Genomic DNA, 3,058 nt, shown 5'->3' with positions numbered 1-3,058 from the left:
GTCGTCGGCCAGTCCTTGTCGTCGGCCAGCATCGATTTGAAGGTCTGGCGGATGAGATCGGAGCCTATATCCTGATGGGCAAGCCGCTCGGCGATCCGGTGGATGACTGCCTCTTCCAGGCTCTCCTGGTTGAGGATCGTCGAATAGAGGAAGGCGGCGAGCAAGGGATCGCGGTTGACCGCTTCCATCGCCTCGTCGCGGATCGAACGCCAGATCGGGTCGACCGGCTGCAACGAGCTGTGGCGGGAAATGCTGATGCTGTTCATCGACGTTTCGTCCTGCGTCCTGCTAGCTGGCCTGTTGTGCTTGCCTGCTGTCTGGCCGCACATATAAGCCAGATCATAGCACGATTGAACTCAATWTTCCTTAGTGCTGTGTCAAATGGATTTGGTTCGCAGGAATTCAAGCAGCCATGGAAAACGAACCCTTGATCGACACCGCCCTGAAAGCCGAGCTTTCGGCGCTCTACACGGCCGAAGACCGCCACTACCACAACCTCACCCATATCGAGGCGATGCTGGCGCTGGCCGGCGATTATCGAACCCTGCTCGGCGATCCCGAAGCCGTCGAAGCGGCGATCTGGTTCCACGATGCCGTCTACGACACCAAGGCCAAGGACAATGAGGCCAGAAGCGCTGGCCTTGCCGAGAAAAAGCTCGCGGGCCGCACCGATACCGGGCGCCTGGGCCGCATCAGCGCGATGATCCTCGCCACCGCCACGCACCAGTTGCCCCGGTTCGACGACGCGAAGGCCACGCGCGACGCCAGCCTCTTCCTCGACATGGACCTGTCGATCCTGGGTGCCGCGCCGGATGCGTTCGACGCCTATGAACGCGCGGTCCGCCGCGAATATGGCTGGGTGGAGGAGCCGATGTGGCGTGACGGACGGGGTGCCGTGCTGAAGGACTTCCTGGCCCGCCCGCACATCTTCCACACCGAGGAATTTCGCCAGCGCTTCGAGCCTCAGGCCAGGCTGAACATGGCGCGGTCGCTGGAGACCCTGCAAAAACCCTCGTGATTTTCGCGAGGCTTCGTCAAAAGCAATTTCTTCCGAGGTGCGGACATCATGAGCAGCAATTTCTTCCAGCCGATCGATGCCTCGGTCGTACCCCGCTTTGCCGGACTCTCCACCTTCATGCGGCTGCCGGCGGTGGCGAGCGCCGAGGGGCTCGATATCGCGCTGGTCGGCATACCGTGGGATGGCGGCACGACCAACCGCGCCGGGGCACGGCACGGCCCGCGCGAGATTCGCAACCAGTCGAGCCTGATGCGGCGCGTCCACCATGTCTCGGGGACCGAACCGTTCAGCATCGCCAATGTCGCCGATGTCGGCGATCTCTCGGTCAACCCGATCAACCTCATGGACGGATTGAAGCGCATCGAGGACGGCATCGCGGCGATCGTCACAGCAGGCGCCATCCCGCTGGCTGCCGGCGGCGACCATCTGACGACGCTGCCGGTGCTGCGCGCCGTCGCCAAGGATCGGCCGGTCGGCATGATCCATTTCGATGCCCATTCCGACACCAATGACCGCTATTTCGGCGACAATCCCTATACGCACGGCACGCCATTCCGCCGCGCCATCGAAGAGGGACTGCTCGACCCGAAACGTGTGGTGCAGATCGGCATTCGCGGCTCGATCTACGAGCCCGGCGAGCATGACTGGGCGGTCGCCCAGGGCATTCGCATCATCTACATGGAGGAGTTCGTCAGGCGGGGTGCTGCCAGCGTCATGGAAGAAGCGCGCGCCATCGCCGGAACCGGACCGACCTACGTCACCTTCGACATTGACTGCATCGACCCGTCGATGGCACCGGGGACAGGCACGCCCGAACTCGGCGGCTTCACCACCCGCGAGGCACAGGAGATGGTCCGACTGCTCGACGGATTGAACATTGTCGGCGCCGATGTCGTGGAAGTGGCGCCGCCGTTCGATCTTGCCGACATGACGGCGCTGGCCGGCGCGACGATGATGTTCGAACTGCTGTGCGTGCTGGCGAAGTCGGTTCAAGCCGCGAGAGCGCCGAACGTCAGGTAAAGGCGCCTATGGTCGACGCCATTGCCGCGAGGATGGCCAGCCCCGCCGCCACCGACAGTCCATTGAGGATGATGCCCAGCAGGCCAAGGGCGCGATTGTCGTTCGAACGCGCCAGCGCCATGATGCCGAAGACAAACCCGGTGATATGCGCCAGCGGGGCGGCGAGCAGGAACACCGCCATGAAGAACCCGATGGCGACGTTCTGAACCGACTGGGATGTATCGCTCGGCATCGCCACCATTATGGCGATGGCAAGCGCTCCCGCCGTGAAGGCCGCCAATGCCAGTATGACCGAACGTTTGCCGAACCGACTGCGAGCCACGGCGCCTAGTATGGCCGCCGTGCTTCTTCCCCATTGTGCCATCGTTGCCCCCCGGCCAACCGCTCAAAGCGGATATTCAGCATAAAACTCCAGCACGCGCTGCTTGAAGGTCTTGTCCCCGACCGCCAGCATATGGTCCCTGCCCTCGATGTGGAAAGCCCTGGCGTTCGGCATCAAGGCGGCGAGCTCGTCCGGTGAGCCGCCAATGTCATCCGTCGTACCGACCGCGACCAGCGTCGGCTGGGCGATGCGGGCAATATCGTCCTCATCGAGCAACTCCCGCGACTTGGCGATGCAGGCGGCGAGCGCCCGGCGATCGCTGCGGGTCTGGTCGGCGAAGGCGCGGAAAGAGCGGCCGCGCGGATGGGTGGTGGCAGCCGGATCGTCGGCAAGCAGGGCCGCGGCAATCGGATCCCAGTCGCCGACGCCGTCGATCATGCCGATGCCGAGGCCGCCAAAGACCAGCGTCGCCACCTTGTCCGGATCGGACAGTGCCAGGAACGCCGCGATGCGCGCGCCCATCGAATAGCCCATGACATGGGCCCGTTCGATGCCGAGATGATCAAGCAAGGCGGCGCCATCTGAGGCCATTTTCGCCGGTGTATAGTCGGCTTCGTCATAGCTCTTCGATGACGAGCCGTGACCGCGATTGTCGAAGGCGATGGCGCGATAGCCGGCATCGTTGAGCGTCTTGAACC

5 protein-coding genes are annotated in these 3,058 nt (G+C 63.7%); 2 read left to right on the top strand and 3 right to left on the bottom strand.

Features of this window, described 5'->3' with window-relative positions; all coding sequences use genetic code 11:
• Positions 1-266, bottom strand: a 266-nt coding sequence (locus AC1DX0_RS33715; protein WP_477358683.1) for a serine acetyltransferase domain-containing protein, incomplete at its 3' end; no start/stop codon positions are given.
• Positions 267-412: 146 nt separating this feature from the next.
• On the opposite strand from AC1DX0_RS33715, the gene AC1DX0_RS33710 reads away from it, so the two are divergent.
• Together AC1DX0_RS33710 and speB are read left to right on the top strand one after the other, a co-directional pair.
• Positions 413-1,018, top strand: coding sequence for an HD domain-containing protein (locus AC1DX0_RS33710; RefSeq protein WP_477221367.1), 606 nt, complete (start codon positions 413-415; stop codon positions 1,016-1,018).
• A gap of 48 nt (positions 1,019-1,066) precedes the next feature.
• Positions 1,067-2,038, top strand: a complete 972-nt coding sequence (gene speB, locus AC1DX0_RS33705; RefSeq protein ID WP_477221366.1) for an agmatinase — start codon at positions 1,067-1,069, stop codon at positions 2,036-2,038.
• On the opposite strand, the gene AC1DX0_RS33700 is transcribed toward speB, so the two are convergent.
• Both AC1DX0_RS33700 and AC1DX0_RS33695 read right to left on the bottom strand, forming a co-directional pair.
• Entirely contained in the window at positions 2,031-2,360 is a 330-nt protein-coding gene (locus tag AC1DX0_RS33700) for a hypothetical protein (RefSeq protein ID WP_477358681.1), read from the bottom strand. The genes speB and AC1DX0_RS33700 overlap by 8 nt on opposite strands.
• 63 nt (positions 2,361-2,423) lie before the next feature.
• Positions 2,424-3,058, bottom strand: a 635-nt coding sequence (locus tag AC1DX0_RS33695) for an alpha/beta fold hydrolase (protein ID WP_477358679.1), incomplete at its 5' end; no start/stop codon positions are given.

Source organism: Mesorhizobium sp. P3_A9, assembly GCF_056402975.1.
The sequence above is the reverse complement of the archived record's forward strand: the minus strand, read 5'-3'. Positions and strand labels throughout refer to the sequence as shown.